Here is a 20,771-nt window from a genome sequence, read left to right as displayed (position 1 = left end):
ATCGCCATGATCATCGCCAGGTACCGGCCACCCGCTCGCGCGTTACCGAGTTTTCCGAATCACCAGGAGGTTTGGGGATGTGATGGAGCGACCTTCAGATCAGGTGCGCGGCACAATGGACAGGCGCGGTTTCATCAAGGGCGTCGGCCTGGCCGCTACGATGCTGAGCCTTGCGGGTGGAAGCACGCTGGCGACGGCCCGGTCCCTGGCGCGGGCCGACGACGACGGCCTGAACCCGAGCGCGGCGGTATACCGCGCACTGGTGCCGGAAATCTTCGCGCCGCTGCCGGATCCGGCCGACCATGTGCCTGCGATCGTCGTCGGCTCTGGGTTCGGGGCGTCGATCACCGCGCTGCGCCTGGCGCAGTCCGGGACCGAGGTCGCGGTGCTCGAGCGTGGGTCACGCTGGCCGAATGATCTGTGGCGCGACATCTTCACCGTCGACACGATTCCGGATGGTCGCGGCTTCTGGCATCGCACCTCCTTTACCGGCGTGACCGGGATCCCCATGTCGTTCGATCCGTTCGGCGGTGTCCTCGACGTTTCCAGCTACCCGGGCATCGACGTCTGGCGCGGAGCGTGTGTGGGCGGCGGCTCGGTGGTGTTCACCGGGGTGATGATCGAGCCGGAGCAGCGGTTCTTCGACCATGTGTTCGGCGGTGTGGTCGACTACCACGAGATGCATGACGTCTACTACCCCAGGGTCCGAAATATGCTGCGGCCGAGCCCGATCCCGGACGACATCTATCACTCCGTCGCGTTCGCACACGCGCGGGCCTGGGATGATCAGTTCCGCGCGGCCGGCTATGTGCCGCAGCGCATCGACGGCATGTGGAATTGGAACGTCATCCGCGACGAACTGGCCGGACGATCGACGCCGTCGGCGACGGTCGGCTGTTCGAACCTCGGCAATTCCAACGGCGCGAAGTTCGATCTGAATCAGAACTACCTGCGCTATGCCGAGAACACCGGCGTTGCCCGGATCTACCCCGGCCACCGCGTGGACGCCATCGCCAAGGAACCGGGAGCGTCGGGTCGTTATACCGTTACCGTGACCAAACTCGCACCTACCGGCGAGGTGCTCCGTATCCGGACGCTGACCTGCGACAAGCTATTCCTCGGTGCGGGCTCCATCGGCACCTCCGAGCTACTGGTGCGCGCACGGGAGACCGGCGCGCTGCCGAACCTGAACGAGCACATCGGCGAAGGCTGGGGCAGCAACGGTGATGTCGGCCTGGCACGGCCGCTCGACTCGTTGGACGTAGGTCTGCAGGGCACGCCGTCCGCGAGCCGGATTCTGGACGAGGCGGGCGCACCTGTGTCGCTGGAGAACTGGTTCATCCCCGGCGCAACGCCTTTCGACATCGGCACTCTCGCGTCGCTGGGCATAGTGCTCGACGACACCCGCGGCCGGTTCGTCTACAATCCGGCCGACGGGCGGGTGGACCTACAGTGGCCTGAAAACGGCGCTGCCGGCTACCTCGCGCGAGCGCAGGAGGTCAACGACAAGGCGGCCTGCCAATGCCTGTCCCTCGCCCCACCGGTCATCGGTGGGGACGCCTCATTCACCTCGCATCCTTTGGGCGGCGCAGTGATCGGACGCGCAACAGACGGGCACGGTCGGGTGCATGGTTATCGAGGCCTGTACGTGATGGACGGGGCGGCTGTGCCCGGCAGCACTGGAACAGTGAACCCGTCGTTGACGATCAGCGCGCTGGCTGAGCGCAATATCGAACAGATAATCCGTTCTGGTGAGTAGTCGAGGCCACGATGCACGCAGGATACCGTTGTGCACGCTCCATCGAGTAACGTGCCCGCATCATTATCGTCGAAATACGGATAAATAATAAGCACGATCAGGAGAAGCATGTCGGAACCTTACTTCTTATTTGTCTTATTTGTCCGAATAGAACAGTAAAGGCACGGAGAGTAAGTCCCCCGCCTTGCTTCCGAAAGCCGCTGCCCCACCGCCTGCGACATGTCGCAGTACCCGAGGAGGCATTCGAGGTCACTGCGGTCCACTTCGACCCAACCCGCATTTCCTCTGACGTCGCATCAAAAACACAGGTCATGGTAGCCATTGCCCTCGCTGCCGGTGGCTGGGTCATCAATCCCGACGGGCCGGCCGCCCTAGCGATCAGGCAGAGGCAATCCGCAATTGGGCGTCGAGTCAAGTGCGTTGAGGTGTCCGAGTAAGTGCCTCGAGATGTCGAGCCGAGGCGGATGGTCACGAGTCGAACGGGGGCCGCCATTCGGGCCCGATGGACCTCACGATCTTCATGGATAAGTCGCAGAGCGGCGCCCTATCAATTCCGCAAATTCAGACATCATTTCACCGCGCGGATCATGGGTCCGAAGGTATGCGCATACCAATCAGTCGGCTTATACTGGGCGCGGTCGGGTCTGGAGGCAAGTGATGACCGTTCTGCGACCGCAGTTCCCACCCGACGCCGGATCGGGCGGGGATACCGGGCCAAACGTGTCGGTCACTCAGCCAGTGCCGCTGTCTGCGGGGCAGCGGGGGCTGTGGCTGGCGCAGCAGTTGAGCCCGGATGTGCCGATATGTGAGGCGCAGTATCTCGAGTTCCATGGGGATCTGGATCTGGAGGTATTGCGTGAGACGTCGATTCGAGTCGGCCTCGAATTCCAATCGGGGTATCTGCGGCTGGTCGAGGTCGACGGTGAGCCGTATCAGTTGTTCGACCCGTTGCTTGATTCGACGGGGCCGGTCATCGATATGCGTGGTGAACCGGACCCCATGGCCGCGGCCTTGCAGTGGATGCGCCGGGAGTACACCGCACCCCTGGATATGACCCGCGACCGGTTGGTCGCATGGGTGGTTGTGCAGGTCGGAGATCGACATTTCCTGTGGTACTGCAGGATTCACCACGTCGCATTGGACGGCTACGCCGCGATGATGGTGATGAACCGGGTCGCGGCGCTGTACACGGCGGCGGTGCAGGGCCAGACAGCAGAGCCGAACCGAGCGGCGGACCTGCGCACCCTCTACGAGGCCGACTGCAGTTACCGGGAGTCGAAGCGGTTCACCAGCGACCAAGCCTATTGGGTGGACAGACTCGCCGATGTCGAGGACGAGTCCAGCCTCGCCACCGGGTACGCACCCGCGCGCGCGGACAGTGTGGTCGCGAAAGGCGAACTCCCCACGGGGACGGTAGGGCGGATTGATCATTCCGCGAAAGCGTTGGAGGCGACCCCTGCCGCGGTGGTGATCGCCGCATTCGGAAGTTATCTGGCCCGTATGACGGGGCGAGACGAGGTCCTGGTCAATATTCCCGTGTCGGGTCGCACGACCGCGGTGCTGCGGCGGTCGGGGGGAGTCTTCGTCAACGTCGTGCCGCTTCCGATCGTGCTCGGCACTGAGGATACGGTCGCGATGCTGGTGCGGCGGGTGCAGTCCGACCTGATAGGAGCGTTGCGGCACCAGCGGTGCGGCCTCACCGACATTCGAGCTGCCGCGGGATACAGCGGGCAGCGGCGTTTCGCGGGTCCGATGGTGAATGTCATGTATTTCCCCCAGCAGATCCGTTTTGGATCGGTGACCGGGGAGTTCCATCTCCTGAGCTCGGGGCCCGTCGAGGATTTGTTGGTCGACCTATATCAGACCGGAGACCCGCCGCGAACGATTCTCCACTTCTTGGCCAATCCCAACCTCTATACCGGCCCCGAATTGTCGGCGCATTGCACCGGATTTTTGGAGTTCCTCGACGCGTTCGCAGCCGCCACGCCTGGCACTGATCTCGGGCAGGTCCACCCCAGCAGCGCCCGCCACGGCGCGCGGATCCGGCGCCGCCGCCAGAACCTGGCGTTCTGGCGCGCCACGCTCGCGGACCTTCCCGGGGAGCTTTGTCTACCAAACGACAGGCCGCGGCCGGTGGCGATATCGAATCGGGTTGCCACTGCGAGTTATTCATTGCGTGCCGGTCTGGTTGGATCGTTGAAAGTGATTGGGCAGCAACATAATTCGTCACTGTTCATGGTGATTCACGGCGCGTTGGCGGTTCTGCTTGCCCGGTTGAGCGGTAGCACCGACATTCCGATCGGCACACCGATCCCCGGGCGTGGTGCAGCCGCGCTCGACGACGTGACCGGCATGTTCGTCAACACTCTGGTGTTGCGGACCGACATCGATCTCGATGAATCGTTCACCGATCTGCTCGGCCGGATCAGGCAGGTCGACCTGGATGCTTTCGAGCATGCCGACGTTCCGTTCGAGCAGTTGGTGGATCAGCTCGTTGTGCAGCGATCCCAGTCCCGGCACCCGCTGTTCCAGGTGCTTTTGGCATTCCAGAATCTGGAACGAGTTGAGCTCGAGCTGCCTGGTCTCGCGGCGTCGGTGGTCGACCTGCCTACCGAGGTGTCACGCTTCGACCTGCACTTCGTGCTGTCGGACGACCGTGACAGCGGCGATATGACGGCATCGGTCACCTATGCCACGGATTTGTTCGACGCGTCGACCATCGATTCTCTTGTGCATCGGTGGATCCGGGTACTGGAGTCGGTTGCCACCGATCCCATGGTTGCGGTCGGGACGATCGAGGTGCTCGAACCTGCCGAACGAGCCGATCTGTTGACACGCGCCGGTGCACCGGCCGTGGTGCCGACCACCCTGGCCGACCTGCTGACCACGGCGGCCGTGCAGGATCCCGATGCCACGGCGATCGTGTTCGACGGGCAGCAGCTGAGCTACCGAGAGTTGGACGAGCGTTCGAACCGATTAGCGCGGGTCCTCATCCAACGGGGTATCGGCCCGGAAGACATCGTCGCGATCAGTATGCCGCGCTCTATGGATTCGGTCCTCGCGGTATGGGCGATCACCAAATCGGGAGCTGCTTTCCTGCCGATCGACCCGACCTACCCCACCGAACGCATCACCTACATGATGACCGATTCGAAAGCGGCCATCGGTCTGACCATGACATCCGTACGCGCACGACTCCCCGACAACATCGACTGGTTGATACCGGACAACCTCGACAAGGACTTCGGTGCCCAGCCGATCTCCGATCCCGAACGCACAACCCCGCTACGACCGCAGCATCCAGCGTATCTGATCTATACCTCGGGCTCGACCGGTGTGCCGAAGGGCGTGATCGTGACGCATGCCGGGTTGGCCGCGCTCAGTTCCGAACAGCGGGAACGCTATGCGGTGACTGCGGTTTCGCGGACCCTGCATTTCGCGTCGCCGAGCTTTGATGCATCGGTCTGGGAGTTGCTGCTTGCGGCGGGTGCCGGCGCCACGATGGTGATCGTCGTGCCCGGCATCTACGGTGGCGCAGAGCTGGCTGAGCTACTGCGCCGCGAGCGGGTGACCCACGCCGTGATCACGCCGGCGGCGTTGACTTCGGTGGATCCGGACGGGCTCGACAACCTGCGAGTCGTCGTTGCTGCCGGTGATGCTTGCCCGCCGGAACTGGTGCGGCGCTGGACGGCCGACGGTCGTGAGTTCTTCAATGCTTACGGTCCAACCGAGGCCACGATCATGACGAACCATGGCACTCCGTTGGTGGCGGATGCGTTGGTTACGATCGGCGGCCCGATTCGCGGTGTCTCGGAATGGGTGTTGGATCAGCGGCTGCAACCCGTACCAGTCGGTGTAGCGGGTGAGTTGTATATCGCGGGTGCTGCGCTGGCCCGCGGATATCATCGTCGGGCAGGTGTGACGGCCGAGCGTTTCGTAGCCTGTCCCTGGAGACCCGGTGAGCGTATGTATCGTACGGGGGATGTGGTTCGGTGGACGGCCGACGGAGCGGTCCAGCATCTCGGCCGTTCCGACTTCCAGGTGAAAATTCGGGGCCTACGCATCGAACTCGGTGAGATCGATGCGACGCTCGCCGCCCACGAGACCGTCGGTTTCGCCACCACCATCGGCCACCGCAACGATTCCGGGGCCGAGTCGCTGGTTTCGTATGTCGTTGCCACGCCGGATCACTCGATCGATACCGCAACCCTGACCAAATACCTCACCGACCGGTTACCGTCCTACATGGTCCCGCCCTCGATCATGGTGCTGGACCACATTCCATTGACACCGGTGGGCAAACTCGACCGCAAGGCACTACCGAAGCCGGTACACGCCGACAACAAGGCGTTCCGAGCGCCTGAGACGCTGATAGAACACACGATCGCTCGAGTGTTCACCGATGTACTGGGTATCGACACAGTCGGTCTCGACGACTCGTTCTTCGACATGGGCGGAGACAGTTTGGTCGCGACCCGGGTTGCGATGCGACTCGGGGCCGCGCTGGAAACCGAGGTTCCGGTGCGGCTGTTGTTCGAGGCATCCACGGTAGCGGCGCTCGCAACCCATATCGAGCGGCATGCCGGCACGGGGCGACAACGCCCACCACTGATCGCCTGGCCGCGCCCCGAGCTCGTGCCGTTGGCACCGGCCCAACAACGGATGTGGTTCTTCAACCAGTACGACACCAGTTCGGGGGCATACAATGTGCCGATCGCCATTCGGCTGCGTGGCGAGTTGAGCGTCGACGCCCTGCGATCGGCCGTGGTTGATGTGCTACGCAGACACGAGTCTTTGCGGACACGATACCCGGACCACGACGGAATGCTGATCCAGCTGATCGAACCCGCCGACGAGGTCGACTTCGAGCTCGGCCTGGTATCGGTTCCGCCGAGCCAACTGGACGCAACGGTAACCGAATTCGTCACCGAAGGCTTCGATGTGAGCACCCGGGCACCAGTGCGTGCCCGATTGTTCCGCACGGCCGGTGGCGAGGAGCCCGAATACGTGTTGACCGTTGTGGTGCACCACATCGCCGCGGACGGTTTCTCCATGACACCGCTGGCCCGCGACGTGACGACTGCGTACACCGCACGGATCCGCGGAGAACGCCCTTCGTGGACACCGCTGCCTGTCCAGTACGCGGACTACGCACTATGGCAACGAGCCGCCCTCGGCTCGCCCGACGATCCGGAATCGCTTTGCGCCCAGCAGATCCGGTACTGGACCGAAACTCTGGGCGGAGTGGCCGAGGAGCTTCGTCTGCCGACTGACAGACCGCGGCCGGTGGTGGCGTCGAATCGCGGTGCCACCATCGACTACACGCTGGACGCGAAGTTGATGCAGTCGCTGGAAAGGTTCGCGCGGCAACAGAATTCGTCACTGTTCATGGTGGTCCACAGCACGCTCGCAGTCCTACTCGCCCGGCTGAGTGGCACCACCGACATTCCGATCGGCACACCGATCGCCGGGCGCGGCGCAGCAGAACTCGACGACGTGGTCGGCATGTTCGTCAACACACTGGTATTGAGAACCGACATCGATCTCGCCGAATCATTCACCGACCTCCTCGGCCGCACCAGACAGGTCGATCTGGATGCCTTCGACCACGCCGACATTCCATTCGAACAACTCGTCGACCAACTCGCCCCGCAACGGTCCCAATCCCGGCACCCGCTCTTCCAGGTGATGCTGGCATTCCAAAATCTGGAACAAGTGAAACTCGAACTGCCCGGCCTCGATATATCGATAGTCGACCTGCCCAACGAGGTGTCCCGCTTCGATCTGCAGGTCGTATTGTCCGACACCCATGACAGCGGCGAGATCGCAGTAACGGTCACCTATGCCACGGATCTGTTCGACGCACCAACTATTGATTCTCTGGTACATCGCTGGATCCGGATACTCGAGTCGGTCGCCACCGATCCCACGACTCCGGTCGGGATGATCGAGGTACTCGAGCCCGCCGAACGAGCCGATCTACTGGCGCGTTCTGGTGCGCCCGCGACGGCGACCACCACTTTGGCCGACCTGTTGACCGCGGCAGCTGCTCGAGATCCCGAGGCCACCGCGATCGTGTTCGAGGGGCGGCGACTGAGCTACCGGGAGTTGGACGAACGTTCCAACCGGATGGCCCGACTACTCATCCAACGCGGAATCGGCCCGGAAGATATTGTCGCGATAGGTATTCCACGCTCGCCGGAGTCGGTACTCGCGGTATGGGCGATCGCCAAGTCGGGAGCAGCGTTCCTACCGATCGACCCGACCTATCCCCTCGAGCGCATCACCCACATGCTGACCGATTCGACAGCGGCCATCGGATTGACCGTGGCATCGGTGCGCGCCCGGTTACCCGACGATGTCGACTGGTTGACAGCCGACAACCCCGACACTGCCATCAGTGCCCAGCCGATCTCCGACCGTGACCGCATACGCCCGCTGCGAGTCGATGATATCGCCTACGTCATCTACACCTCCGGATCAACCGGACTACCCAAAGGCGTCGCGGTCACCCACCGCGGACTCCGCAACTGCGCCACCGAGCACCACGATGCCATGAACATCGAATCGCGTTCTCGTATTCTGCATTTGGCGTCACCCAGCTTCGACGTATCGGTACTGGAATTGTTGCTGACGTTGTGCGCAGGCGCGACCATGGTCATCGCACCCAGCGATATCTACGGCGGCGACGAACTCGCCGAACTACTCGACCGCGAGCACGTCAGCCACGGCCTCATCACACCGTCCGCATTGTCCACCATCGACCACACCCGTTGGCCACTACCAGAGTGGGAACACCTAGCAGTCGGTGGTGAGCAGTATGGCACCGAGTTGGTCGAGCGCTGGAGCGGTGGGCGCGACATGGTGAACGATTATGGTCCGACCGAGGCGACGACCACGACAAACCAGAGCGCTCGGTTGGTGGCGGGCGAGTCGGTCACGATCGGTGGCCCGATTCGCGGTGTGTCGGAATGGATACTGGACCAACGACTACAACCCGTACCAGCCGGTGTAGCAGGCGAACTGTACATCGCGGGCACACTCCTGGCCCGCGGATACCACCACCGAGCAGCCCTGACAGCCGAACGGTTCACAGCCTGCCCCTGGATACCCGGCGAACGCATGTACCGCACCGGAGACATAGTCCGGTGGACAACCAACGGATCGATCCAACACCTCGGCCGATCCGATTTCCAGGTAAAAATCCGCGGACTACGCATCGAACTAGGCGAGATCGACACAACACTCACCACCCACGAAAGCGTCGGCTTCGCCACCACCATCGGCCACCACAACGAATCCGGCACCGAGTCACTGGTCTCGTATGTCCTTGCCGCACAAGGGCACTCGATCGACACCACCACCCTCACCGAACACCTCACCAGCCGGCTACCGTCCTACATGATCCCATCCACCATCATGGTGCTCGACCACATCCCGCTGACACCGGTCGGCAAACTGGACCGCAAAGCACTACCAGATCCCGTATTCACCGACACCACACCGTTCCGAGCACCCCAAACACCCCTCGAACACACGATCGCCGAATCGTTCACCGGTGCATTAGGTATCGACACGGTCGGTCTCGACGATTCGTTCTTCGCCCTCGGCGGCGACAGCATCATGTCGATCCAGCTGGTCACTCGAGCCAGGGCGGCGGGTGTGGTGTTCTCGGCGCGCGAGGTTTTCGAACGTAAAACGGTGGCCGGGCTGGCCGAGATCGCCGTTCTCGACGACAGCGCCGCGGCGACCTCCCTCCCGTCGGATCTGGATCTGGTCCGGCTCGGGCAGTCCGAGATCCAGCGACTCGAAGACAGCTATCCGGCGTTGAGCGACATCTGGCCATTGACTCCGTTGCAGGAGGGGTTGTTGTTCCATGCGCTGGTGTCCGAGGAGTCGATGGACGCCTACTTGGTGCAGTTGGTCCTCGAGTTGCGTGGGCAGGTCGATCCGGAGCGGCTGCGCCGAGCCGGGCAGATGCTGCTCGACCGGCATGCGAATCTGCGCACCGCATTCGTCACCGACACCGCCGCCGGACCGGTGCAGGTGGTCAATGAAGACGTCGAGGCGCCATGGTCGCAGCTCGACCTGTCCGGGCTGGATGACAGTGCACGGAATCGCGAGTGGGATCGACTGATGTCCGCGGACCGGGCGACCCGGTTCGACCCTGGCAGCGCCCCGCTGCTCCGCTGGATGCTGGTCACCACGGGGCCGGAGCACTACCGGCTCGTGCTGACCAATCATCACCTGCTGCTCGACGGCTGGTCGACGCCGCTGCTCCTGAAAGAGTTTCTGATCCTCTACGCCACCGACGGCGACGCCGCGATACTGCCGCGTACACGTCCCTACCGGGACTTCCTGGCGTGGATCGTAGGGCGGGACCCGGCTGTGTCACTCGATGCCTGGGCCCGCGCGTTCGACGGCGCCGACGGGCCGACCCTGGTGGCTCCGGCCGATCCCGGCCGCCCATACACCGAATCACGGGATGTGCTCGGCGAACTGACCGAGGAACAGACCGCGGCGCTGACCGGCCTCGCGCGGGCCCGTGGAATCACCCTCAACACCGTGATCCAAATGGCATGGGCGATCGTGTTGGGCACATTGACGTCCCGGGATGACGTGACGTTCGGCGCTACGGTGTCCGGACGGCCCCCGCAGATCTCGGGCATCGAATCGATGATCGGGCTGTTCATCAACACACTGCCGGTCCGCGTCCGTCTCGACCCCGCCGAGAGCTTGGGGCAGCTGCTCGACCGGATCCAGGCCGAGCAGGCCGCGCTGCTCGATCACCACTACGTGGGCCTGACCGACATCGAACGGGTGGCCGGGCCAGGGACGGTATTCGACACGATCACGGTGTTCGAGTCCTTTCCGATCGATCGTGGTGGGCTGACCGCCGATACCGACATCGGCGGCATGCGGCTGCTCGACGTGACCGGCACCGACGCCGCGCACTATCCGCTGGGAGTGGTTGCGCGTGTCGACACGCGGCTGCACCTCAAAATCAAGTACCTGCCCGAACTCTTCGACCAGGACACGATGGATGCAACCCTGCAGCGGATCCTGCGCGTGATCAGCGTCGTTGCGGCCGACCCGGATCTGCCGCTGGCCCGGCTGGATCTGCTCTCCCCGGCCGAACACCGGGAATTGACGCCGGTGTCGGGTGACCCGGCTGTGCCGGAGCAGGTGTTGCCGAAGGTGCTGGCGGCCGCGGCGGAGCGCGATCCGAGGGCGGTCGCGGTGGTGTGCGGGGAACGGCGGTGGACGTACGGCGAGCTGGATGCGGAGTCGAATCGGTTGGCACGGTTGCTGATCGGTCGGGGTGTGGGGCCGGAGGCGAGTGTTGCGGTCGGGTTGCCGCGGTCGGTCGATTCGGTACTAGCGCTGTGGGCGGTGGCTAAGTCGGGGGCAGCGTTCGTGCCGGTGGACCCGCAGTACCCGACCAGCCGGGTCGAGCACATGCTCTCCGATTCGGGTGTGGCGGTGGGAATCACACTGTCGGAGTGGTGTGATCGGCTCCCTGCGGCGGTGCCGTGGTTGGTCCTCGACGAGTCGGCGGTCGAAGCGGAGGTTGCGGGGTTGCCGGCGTTGCCGGTGACCGATGCGGAGCGAACATCGCCGGTGCGGGTCGACAATGCGGCGTACGTGATCTACACCTCCGGCTCGACAGGTATGCCGAAGGGTGTGGTGGTGTCGCATCGAGGGCTGGCGAACCTGGTGGCCGAACAGGGTTCGCGGTTCGACATCGGACCGACCGCGCGGGTGCTGCATTTCGCGTCTCCGAGTTTCGATGCGGCGATGCTGGAACACCTGTGGGCGTTCGCAACGGGTGGGCGGCTGGTGATTGCGCCCCCGACCATCTACGGCGGGGGCGAGCTGGCGCAGATCATGTTGCGCACAAAGGTGACCCATGCCGCGCTGACGCCCGCCGCTTTGGGGACGGTCGATCCGGACGGGCTCGAGGACCTCCGGACCGTCGTGATCGGTGGCGAGGCGCCCTCACCCAAGTTGGTGTCACGGTGGGCACCGGGCCGGAGATTCTTCAACACCTACGGTCCGGCGGAGGCCACGATCATGACCGATGTCGGTGCGCCGATGGTGGCAGGTGAGGCGGTGACGATCGGCGGACCGATCCACGGGGTCGGTCAGGTCGTGCTCGACGCATGGTTGCGACCAGTGCCGGTCGGGGTCGTCGGGGAGTTGTATCTGGCGGGCCCGGGTCTGGCTCGCGGTTACCGCAACGGGATAGGTCTGACGGCGTCGCGGTTCATCGCCGATCCGTTCGCAGGCCCGGGGCAGCGCATGTATCGGACCGGCGACCTGATGCGGTGGCTGCGGCTACCGGAGGGAAGTCTGGCGCTCGATTATGTGGGCCGGTCGGACTTCCAGGTCAAGGTGCGTGGTTTCCGCATCGAACTCGGCGAGGTCGAATCGGCTCTGCGAGCCTGCCCGGTTGTGGCCGATGCGGTAGCGACTGTGCACCGGGACCCTGCCATCGGCGACCGATTGATCGGGTATGTGGTGCCCGAGCCCGGCACCGACCTCGACGCGGCCGCCGTCCTCGCGTTCGTCGGGGAGCGATTGGCCTCGCACATGGTGCCCGCGACTGTCGTGGTGCTCGACGCGCTACCGATGACGGCGAACGGCAAGCTCGACCGCACCGCTCTGCCCGCGCCGGACTTCACCACGCGCCGCGGCGAATTCCGGGCACCGGCCACCGAGGTGGAAACGGCTCTCGCGAGCCTGTTCGCCGAGGTATTGGGTATCGACACGGTCGGTCTCGATGATTCGTTTTTCGCCCTGGGCGGCGACAGCATCATGTCGATCCAATTGGTGACTCGGGCCAGGGCGGCGGGTGTGGTGTTCTCCACGCGCGAGGTGTTCGAGCGTAAAACCGTGGCCGGGCTGGCCGAGATCGCCGTTCTCGACGACAGCACCGCGGCGACCTCTCTTCCGACGGAACTGTCCGGCGGCGGCGTAGGGCCGATACCGGTGACACCGATCATGTGTTGGATGTTCGAGCGCGGCGGCTTCGACCGTTTCTGTCAGTGGGTGATGCTCACTCTGCCGACCGGCATCGACGCCACCGGAATCGATGCCACCGTCCAGGCAGTAATCGATCAGCACGACATGCTGCGGTCTCGACTACGCCCGGAACCCGCGCACACGTTGGGCTGGGCGCTGCGGGTACAACCGACCGCGATGCCCGCTGCCGGATTGATCCGGCGCGTGCCGGTGGATGCGGCACCCGACAGCAGCGTCTTCGCCACGCTCGCCGACGCTGAGGCGAATGCCGCGGCCGAACGCCTCGACCCCGCAGCCGGGGTCATGCTCCAGCTGGTCTGGTTCGATTGGGCCGGACAGCCGGGACGGCTGCTCGTCGTCGCACATCACCTGGTCATCGACGGCGTATCGTGGCGGATCCTCGTTCCCGATTTCGCTGCGGCATGGGCTCAGCTCAGTGTCGGGCAGCAGCCGCGGCTCGCGCCTGTCGGCACCTCGATGCGACGCTGGGCGCATGCTCTGAACGCCGCCGCCGAAAGTCGCGATGAACTCGACTGGTGGCGGTCCACGCTCGGCGTTGCCGATCCACCGATCGGTACCCGCCCGATTGACCCGGTCGTGGACGTGCAAGCCACCGTCGCCAGTGTCGAGGTGGCGCTACCTACCGAGGTGACCCGCGCCGTACTCACTACCCTGCCCCGAGCCTTCCACAGCAACGTGGACGACGCCCTCATCGCCGGGCTCGCGCTGGCGCTGACTCGATGGCAGTGCCGCCACGGCAACACCGTCACCGAGGCGCTGCTCACCCTGGAAAGCCACGGCCGCCACGACACGGTTCTTCCCGGTGCCGACCTCACCCGCACCGTCGGATGGTTCACGACCACCTACCCGGTGCGGCTCGACCTGTCCGATATCGACATCGACGACGCATTCGCCGCAGGGGCTGCGGCCGCGGCGGTCCTCAAGTCGGTCAAGGAACAACTCCGGCAGGTCCCCAACCACGGGATCGGCTATGGGCTACTGCGCTACCTCAACGCCGATACCGCCCGCATCCTGCGTGAACTGCCCACCCCCCAGCTGAGCTTCAACTATCTCGGTCGGTTCGGCACCACTCCCGCAACGTTGCGCGATGTCGGGTGGATGCCCGTCGGCGACGACACTGTGGGCGGCGGCGTCCAGAATCCTGACGCACCCGTCGCAGCCCTGCTCGGCATCAACGCGGTCACCATCGACACATCGGACGGGCCTACTCTTACCGCCGCCTGGGAGTATCCGACCGGCCTGCTCTCCGACGCCGAGGTCACCGACCTCGCGGGACTGTGGTGTGACGCGGTGACCGCTCTGGCCGCCCACGCGTCCGGGCCCGGTGCCGGCGGGCTGACCCCCTCGGACGTCGACCTCGTCGACCTCGACCAAGACGCGATCGACCGGCTCGAAGCCAAACGTTCGACACTGGTCGACATATGGCCGCTCACGCCGCTGCAGACGGGGTTGCTATTCCACGCCCAGCTCGCCGACGGGGCCCTCGACGCCTACATCGTGCAACTCTGTTTGGAACTCGGCGGGCACGTCGACGCGGACCGGCTACGCCGCGCCGCGCAGACTCTCATCGGACGGCACCCGAACCTGCGGACCGCGTTTGTGCGCGCCGGCGCCGACGCCGACGCCGGGAAAGCGGTCCAGGTGGTGCACCAGCACGTCAACGTGCCCTTCACCCAGATCGACTTGGCCGAGCGCGATGACACCGAGGCTGCGCTCGAACAGCTCATGGACACCGACCGCCGCACCTGCTTCGATGTGACCGCGGCGCCACTGCTGCGACTGACACTGATCAGCACCGCACCCCAGCAGTACCAACTGCTGGTGAGCATGCATCACATCCTGATAGACGGCTGGTCCACGCCACTGCTGATCCGGGAACTGCTGACCCTCTACGCCACCGACAGCGATGCCACGGTGCTGCCCCCAGTGCGCCCCTACCGCGACTACCTGATGTGGCTGAACTCCCAGGACCAGGATGCGGCGGAAGCCGCGTGGGCACAGACACTCGAGGGCATAGCCGAACCGACTCTGCTGGCGCCCGCGGACCGCGGCCGTCGGCCCACCATCGCCGCACGCGAAATCCGGGTGCAGCTGAGCGAACAGCGCACCGCGGCCCTGGTCGCGGTGGCCCAGCAACAAGAGGCCACGCTCAACACCCTCATCGAAGCCGCCTGGGCGATCGTGCTCGCCACTTCCACCGCCCGCGAGGACGTGGTCTTCGGCACCACCGTCTCCGGGCGCCCCCCGCAGATCCCCGGCGTCGAATCGATGATCGGGCTGTTCGTGAACACCGTGCCCGTGCGGGTCCGGCTCGACCACCGCGAAACCCTGGCCCAACTACTACGGCGAATCCAAACCGAACAAGCCTTGCTGCTCGACCATCACCACCTCGGGCTCGCGCAGATCCAACGCGTGGCCGGGCCCGGCGCAATGTTCGACACCGTGACCGTCCTCGAGTCCTACCCGGTCGATAGGGCCGGGCTGTCCGAAGACACCGACATCGCAGGAATGCGTGTCCTCGACGTGCACGGACACGACGCCGCGCACTATCCGCTGGGTCTGGTGGTCCACCACGACACCCAACTGCATCTGACCTTCAAATACCTGCCAGAACTGTTCACACAACACCAGATCGACGCCATCGCCGATCAAATGGTGCGCGTGCTCGACACCATCGCCGAACACATCGACCTCCCGCTGACCCAAGTTCAGCTGCTATCGCCGGTTGAGCGAGCCACGCTGGTACCTGTTCGCGGTCGGCCCGGTGCGGTGATGTCGGTGTTGCCGCAGGTGTTGACGGCCGCGATGACGCCGGACACGGAAGCGGTGGTATGCAACGGCGTAAGGCTGTCCTACCGCGAACTCGATGAAACGTCGAACCGGTGGGCGCGGGTACTGATCGAGACAGGGATAGGTCCGGAATCGTTCGTGGCCATAGCATTACCGCGCTCCATCGACGCCGTGATAGCCGTGTGGGCGGTCGCCAAATCCGGCGGTGCGTTCGTCCAGATCGACCCCACCCATCCCCCCGCCCGGATCACCAGCATGGTCACCGATTCCGGTGCCGCCGTCGGGCTGACACTCGGGATCTACCGAGACCAGCTACCGGACACCACCAGCTGGCTCGCCCTCGATGACCCCTCCTTCGCCGCCAAGACAGCGTCGGTCTCCCCCACTGCGATCACCGACCCCGACCGCACCTCCACGCTACGGCCACAACACCCGGCCTATCTGATCTACACCTCGGGCTCCACCGGGACCCCTAAAGGAGTTGTGGTCACCCACAGCGGTATTGCGAACCTGGCCGCAGACACTCGGGAGCGGTTCGGCCTCACCCCGACCGCTCGAGTGCTGGCCGCCGCCTCTGTGAGCTTCGACGTCTCGATCCTCGAATGGCTCAGTGCTGCAGCCGCCGGCGCCACACTGGTCCTCGCCCCTGCACCAGTAGTCGCCGGCACCGAACTAGCCGAGTCGATCAAGGCCGAACACGTCACCCATGCCGCCTTCACCCCAACGGTGCTCGCCTCGCTGCCCCCCGATGAACTCGACACCCTCGGCACTGTGATGCTCGGCGGCGAGATGTGCCCACCAGGCCTGGCAAAACAATGGACACCGGACCGCACGGTAATCAACTCCTATGGGGCTACCGAAACCACAATCACTAGCTGCGCCGACGCTCCTATGAGCACAACCTCAGATAGCCCGATGACAATCGGCGGCCCGACCCGGGGATTCACCGTTGTCGTACTCGACCGCAGACTGCGCCCCGTCCCACCCGGAGTAGTCGGCGAACTGTACGTGTCCGGGCCAGGCCTCGCCCGCGGCTACCACAAGCAGCCCACAACCACGGCAGCCCGATTCGTCCCCGACCCGTACGGGCCGACCGGGACACGGATGTACCGCACCGGCGACCTGGTCACCTGGACCGCCGACCGAACACTGCAATACAAAGGCCGCAGCGACCTGCAAATCAAAATTCACGGCCATCGCATCGAACGCGGCGACATCGAAGCCGCGCTACGCAGCCACCCCGATATCACCTACGCCGCCGTGGCAGTCCACACCCGACCCGACGGCGCCGACCAACTCACCGCCTACGTCGTCCCTACCCCCCACACCACACCCGACACCATCGCACTGACCACCTACCTCGCAACCCGACTACCCACCCATATGATCCCCACCGCGATCCTCACCCTCGACCGAATCCCCCTCACACCCACCGGCAAACTCGACTACAAAGCCCTACCCGCACCCGAGCGGCGACCTGCCCGGTTCAGGTCGCCGTCCACCCCACTCGAGGCGACCGTCTGCGACGCCTTCACCCAGACTCTCGACATCGAACGCGTGGGCGTCGACGATGGCTTCTTCACCCTCGGCGGCAACTCGCTGGCCGCCACCCAACTGGTGGCGCGGCTGGCGGAGTCGACCGGTGCCGACGTGCCGGTGCAGTGGGTCTTCACCGACCCCACACCGCAATCGCTGGCGCGGCGCATCGACACCCGCCTACGCGGCCTCGACGAACAGGATCTCGGCGACGCGCTCTCTGTCGTGCTCCCGCTGCGTGCCGCCGGTACCGACCCGCCACTGTTCTGCGTCCACCCGGCCATCGGATTGGCCTGGGGATTCAGCGGACTCGTGCAGCACCTCGACCCCGACCGTCCGGTCCAAGGCCTGCAGTCCCCCACACTCACCGACCCCACCGCACAATTCGACACGCTCGACCAACTCGCCGCCCGCTACGTACGGGAGATCCGATCTGTCCAGCCGCACGGCCCTTACCACTTGCTCGGCTACTCGCTCGGCGGCACTATCGCCCACGCGATCGCCGTCCAGCTCCGCCGCGACGGCGACCCCGTCGCGACCCTGGCGATGATGGACACCCGCGTCATCACCGCCCGTAGCATCCGCACTCCCGCACCCACCATCGTGGACCTGCTGACCGAGTTCGGCGGTCTCACCGGTTCCCAGCTCCCTGCCGACCTCACCATCGAGGCCGCGGCCGAGTTGCTGCACCGGCAAGGCGGACTCTTCACCGCCCTCACCCCCGAGCATCTCGTGATCCTGCACCGCGACTACACCCGGCTCATCGACCTCACCCGCGACTACCGGCCGGCACCCTTCGACGGTGACCTGATCTACTTCAGCTCCGCCACCGACCCCAGAGACGACGATCCCTCTCCGGCTCTCGCATGGCACGACCACATCACCGGCCGCATCACCGAGCATCGCATTCCCGCCCGGCACGAACGGATGACCGACCCGGACGCACTCCGCGCCATCGGACTGGTCCTCGCCGAGCATTTCCGGTCCACCGATACTTCCTCGCCGGAGGCCCCCACCCACGCAAGGACAAGCCGATCGTGAACACCTACCGACTCATCGGGACGCGCACTGGCGTCGAACCGTCCAACCTATTCGCTCTGGACCCGGCAACTGGTGCGACCGAGCACCCCAACGCTGCCGAACTCCGCCGGTGGACCCGCGAATACTTGTGCCAACCCCACCCGGCCCTCGGCCGACCCGGCCCCGTCTGCCCCTACACCGGCCACGCCATGGAACGCCGATACCTGTGGGTCGTGTTCATCGATGGTCGCTACATCGACATCGAGCGCCTAACCGCCATTGTCGACGACCTATACGAACTGTTTCCCGCCCTGCCACCCCGGGACGAACCCGATTCCAAATTCAAGGCCGTCCTTGCAGTATTTCCCGATATCACCGAATACGCCGATATCGAAACTGTTCAACAGGACCAGAAAACCCGGTTCGTCGAGAAAGGTCTGATGATCGGCCAATTCTATCCGGGCTGCACCTTCCCTGGACTACACAATCCGGAATTCCCGGCACTCGACGCCCCCCTGCCTATCCTCGCTGTACGCCATATGGCTCCCACCGACTTCCCATTCCTCAACACTCGCCACGAATGGATCGACACCTACCTCAGACTTTTCGCCCCCGACCTCCCCGAGTTCATCACCTCCGCGATTTCCCACAAACTCGTACAAACACCCGACGGCGGGGAAGGAACGCCGTGAGGTCGGCTGCGTCGATAGCAACCGAGTCGTTGGGTCGCTGGCGTCGGAGATGACTTCGGGCTCTACCGCGACGGTTCCTTCCCGCCGTCCATCGTGCTCGATCAGCGGTCGAGGGCACAGCCGCACCGGATCGCATGGCCGGATTCGGGCGTCGTGCTCCGTTCCCCCGACGTTACGATCTGACGAAAGATCACCTCAACGCTCGCAGGCCGCGCCCATAGAGCCGAATCCCGGCCATGTGAATCAGCCTATGTCACAGCAGCATCCCGGTGGAGGTTGCGCTACTTCAAGTCGTCGACAGCGGCGGGTTCGATCGGACAGCTCACCGTGCGTGGCACATCGATCCGCGCATTTCCGAGCACGGGTGGGCTCGACGCATTATTCGAGACGGTGGCTATACGGACGGTTTCGACGGGAACCGATTGGTCGCCGAGAATATCGAGTGCCCCAGCCCCGGCCAGAATGAAGCCAGCGGTAGCGACAATGAGCTTCGAACATGTCATGACCTGCTCCCGCTGGTTGGGCGAGCTTGCTTACCGAGCCCGAGCCGTCCCGTGGATGCCTCGCGCTCCATTGGTCGCTAGAAATTTGCCGTTGGGTTCAAACCGTAAGTCGCGATTCGCTAGTTGATCAAGACACAGATGGGTTACGAATTCGATAATTCGGGGTGTCACTGCCTGGTATCCGACGAGATTCGCGGTAAATCGCGGTCTCACGATGCCAGTCTGCGCTTACAGTGGCTCACTCCGGTTGCCGTCTTCGTAATGGGCGACATCGAGCTGAAGCCGCCGACAGTCGCCTCGATGTCAGCCCGGGCCCAACCCGGGCGTCGCCACCGTGGACGCGGGCAATCCCGTGGCAATCGGTCTTGTCGCCCAGCCCGCTCCCAACCTCACCGCCTGGGGGCCAGGCACTCGATGCAGCAGAAGGAGATCATTCGGGCCCGAAATAGCCTATGTCGCATCCGATGGGCGAAACATGGTGGGATGCTTGCTGATCCGTTTGTGTCGGTGCGTGCCGCTAGTCTGCTGGCATGGTCGGACCGGACTCGGCGCTGCGCCGACTGATGCGCGAGGCAGGGAAGCTGCTGCAGCCGTATGGCTTTCACGGCTCGGAGGCTATCTGGGTGCGAGTCGTGCCGGGTGGCGTGGCGTCGGTCGGCCGCACCCGGACACTGCGCACCTGGACCGGAGGGCAGCAGGTGCTCAGATTCGGACTGAGCTTGAGCGCTACCCCGACCGCCTGGTGGGAATTCTGTAACTGGCGCAATGCGCAGCTGGGTCTCCCGTTCACGCCGCTCGAGCAGGCCACCGGCCCCGGCCTGATCGGCGACCACGGCCTACCGGATGACCTCACCGAGTTGTGGTCTCTACAGGTCGACCCGACACAACCGGGCCGACAAGCGCTGCAGGCAGACATCGACGCTATCCGCGCCGAGCTGCCCCGGCGCGTGCACGCCTACGCGCGCCGGGCGCTGCGGCTGCTGGAACCGGACCGGTACCTCGACGAACTGTTGGCCGACCCGAACCCGCGGATCGAGACCTGGGAGGCGATCATCGTCCTGCTCGCCGACCGCGGACCAGGACTGCAACTCGACGACGCATGCATCCAATTCCGGGCATGCCTCGCGGAGCGGGACGCGGCGGCGTACGCAGAGAACCTCATCGCGTACGCACAAGGCCGTGCCGCCCTGGTTTGAGTAGGTACGGGCACTAGTTCAAGCCGTGCGCCGTACCACCGGCGGGATGCCGAGCGGGCGCGCTTCCGTCGGCACCCGAGACTGGCATCAGAACCGGGTACGACCCCGAACTCGACGACTACGACCTCAGTCTGGAAGACGCTGTCATCGATGACTGATTATGGATACCAGCGACGCTCACGGGGTCGGTATCCCGCCGAGGACATCGCGCCGCGGTGGCCTACCTGGC

5 protein-coding genes are annotated in these 20,771 nt (G+C 64.8%); 4 read left to right on the top strand and 1 reads right to left on the bottom strand.

Annotated features, from left to right (window positions below; genetic code table 11):
- Positions 1 to 82: 82 nt before the first annotated feature.
- The 3 genes from ACLMAL_RS03990 to ACLMAL_RS03980 all read left to right on the top strand — a co-directional run bounded on the left by ACLMAL_RS03990 (position 83) and on the right by ACLMAL_RS03980 (position 18,843).
- Positions 83 to 1,759 carry a GMC oxidoreductase gene (locus ACLMAL_RS03990; protein WP_411997809.1) on the top strand — a complete coding sequence of 559 codons (1,677 nt, stop codon included), beginning with the start codon at positions 83 to 85 and terminating at the stop codon, positions 1,757 to 1,759.
- Between the two features lie 657 nt (positions 1,760 to 2,416).
- Entirely contained in the window at positions 2,417 to 18,172 is a 15,756-nt protein-coding gene (locus ACLMAL_RS03985; protein WP_411997808.1) for an amino acid adenylation domain-containing protein, read from the top strand.
- Complete coding sequence (locus ACLMAL_RS03980) at positions 18,169 to 18,843, top strand: DUF6875 domain-containing protein (RefSeq protein ID WP_411997807.1); 675 nt, start codon at positions 18,169 to 18,171, stop codon at positions 18,841 to 18,843. Before ACLMAL_RS03985 ends, ACLMAL_RS03980 begins: the two co-directional genes overlap by 4 nt.
- A 281-nt stretch (positions 18,844 to 19,124) precedes the next feature.
- Here the strand turns inward: ACLMAL_RS03980 and ACLMAL_RS03975 are convergent, their stop codons facing one another.
- Entirely contained in the window at positions 19,125 to 19,346 is a 222-nt protein-coding gene (locus ACLMAL_RS03975) for a hypothetical protein (protein WP_328400532.1), read from the bottom strand.
- Between the two features lie 530 nt (positions 19,347 to 19,876).
- On the opposite strand from ACLMAL_RS03975, the gene ACLMAL_RS03970 reads away from it, so the two are divergent.
- Positions 19,877 to 20,542 (top strand): hypothetical protein, encoded by a 666-nt coding sequence (locus ACLMAL_RS03970; protein WP_411997806.1) that lies wholly within the window; start codon positions 19,877 to 19,879, stop codon positions 20,540 to 20,542.
- Positions 20,543 to 20,771: the final 229 nt, after the last annotated feature.

This window comes from Nocardia sp. CWNU-33, assembly GCF_046764895.1.
Taxonomy (GTDB): Bacteria; Actinomycetota; Actinomycetes; order Mycobacteriales; family Mycobacteriaceae; genus Nocardia.
The sequence above is the reverse complement of the archived record's forward strand: the minus strand, read 5'-3'. Positions and strand labels throughout refer to the sequence as shown.

Bases quoted from the DNA above. Each gene is read 5' to 3' on its own strand.
- ACLMAL_RS03975 (WP_328400532.1), bottom strand. From the start codon at position 19,346: ATGACATGTTCGAAGCTCATTGTCGCTACCGCTGGCTTCATTCTGGCC.
- ACLMAL_RS03990 (WP_411997809.1), top strand. From the start codon at position 83: ATGGAGCGACCTTCAGATCAGGTGCGCGGCACAATGGACAGGCGCGGT.
- ACLMAL_RS03985 (WP_411997808.1), top strand. From the start codon at position 2,417: ATGACCGTTCTGCGACCGCAGTTCCCACCCGACGCCGGATCGGGCGGG.
- ACLMAL_RS03970 (WP_411997806.1), top strand. From the start codon at position 19,877: ATGGTCGGACCGGACTCGGCGCTGCGCCGACTGATGCGCGAGGCAGGG.